The organism is Micromonospora sp. HK10, from assembly GCF_000982955.1.
GTDB lineage: Bacteria > Actinomycetota > Actinomycetes > Mycobacteriales > Micromonosporaceae > Micromonospora.
The window spans coordinates 1-1,419 of sequence record NZ_KQ058693.1; the positions used below are offsets into that span (position 1 = coordinate 1).

Sequence of the window (1,419 nt, forward strand, 5' to 3'; positions counted from 1 at the left end):
GGTTGCGTCCGCTGGAGTGGTGTACGACTTGCCCGTGATGGGCGTGTTGCGTAGATGAGAGACGGCCATCGCGTCGATCCTTCAAGACGACCAAGTCAGAGAAGGAAGAGAGAACGCGATGGCCGCATCAGAGAGTGTGAACCCTGTTGACCTGCTGCGCGAGCAGATCGAGGGCGCGTCGCCGGACGTGTTGCAGGCGATGATCAAAACGTTCGCGCAGGCGTTGATGTCCGCGGAAGCGGACGCGATCTGCGGTGCCGGTTACGGGCAGCGCAGCGACGAGCGGGTGAACTCGCGTAACGGATACCGGCCTCGGGAGTGGGACACCCGGGCCGGGACGATCGACTTGGCCATCCCCAAGCTGCGCCAGGGCTCGTACTTTCCGGACTGGCTGCTGACCCACCGTCGGCGGGCCGAGCAGGCTCTGGTGTCGGTCGTGGCCACCTCCTATCTGCTGGGGGTGTCGACGCGGCGGGTGGAGAAGCTGGTCGAGCAGCTCGGGATCCGGCAGCTGTCGAAGTCGCAGGTCTCGGAGATGGCCGCCCACCTCGACACCCAGGTCGAGGCGTTTCGCAACCGACCCCTCGACTCAGGCCACTACACGTTCGTGTGGATGGACGCGCTGACGATGAAGGTCCGCGAGCACGGCCGCACCGTCAACGTCCACGCGCTGATCGCTGTCGGCGTCAACGCCGACGGCCAACGCGAAGTCCTCGGCCTCGACGTCGCCTCCGACGAGGACGGCGCCGGCTGGCTGGCGTTCCTGCGGTCGCTGACCGCCCGCGGCCTGACCGGGGTGCGTCTGGTCATCTCCGACGCCCACGCCGGCCTGGTGTCCGCGATCGGCGCGGCCCTGCCCGGCGCTGCGTGGCAGCGCTGCCGGACCCACTACCTGCGCAACCTGCTGACCAAGGTGCCCAAGTCGGCGCAGCCCTGGATCGCCACCCTCGTCCGCACAATCTTCGACCAGCCGGATGCCGACGCCGTCCGAGCCCAGTTCCAGCGGGTCGTGGCCACGATCGAGGCGAAGTTCCCAGCCGCAGCCGAGCACCTCGACGCCGCCAGGGATGACCTCCTCGCGTTCACCGGTTTCCCGCGCGAGATCTGGCGTCAGATCTGGTCGAATAATCCGCAGGAGCGGTTGAACAAGGAGATCCGCCGCCGCACCGACGTCGTCGGGATCTTCCCCAACCGGCCGTCGATCATCCGCCTCGTCGGCGCCGTCCTGGCCGAGCAAACCGACGAGTGGACCGAAGGACGCCGCTACATGGGCCTGGAACTACTCGCCAAAGCCCGCATGGTCACGATCGACACCGACCAACACGTCACCGACCAGACCGACCCCGCCCCGATCGCCGCATAACATCAGACCGGATCCCGCGATGGCCGTCTCTTACACCACTCGCGCGGACGCGACCC

General features: G+C 67.4%; 1 protein-coding gene. It reads left to right on the plus strand.

The window, feature by feature from the left end; translation table 11 throughout:
• The first annotated feature begins 118 nt into the window (after nt 1-118).
• On the plus strand, nt 119-1,363 hold the full coding sequence (locus LQ51_RS04360) for an IS256 family transposase (protein WP_046563349.1): 1,245 nt from the start codon (nt 119-121) through the stop codon (nt 1,361-1,363).
• The last annotated feature ends 56 nt before the right edge of the window (nt 1,364-1,419 follow it).

What these genes read in the sequence shown, in the direction of transcription:
- LQ51_RS04360 (WP_046563349.1), top strand. Translation starts at nt 119, where the DNA reads ATGGCCGCATCAGAGAGTGTGAACCCTGTTGACCTGCTGCGCGAGCAG.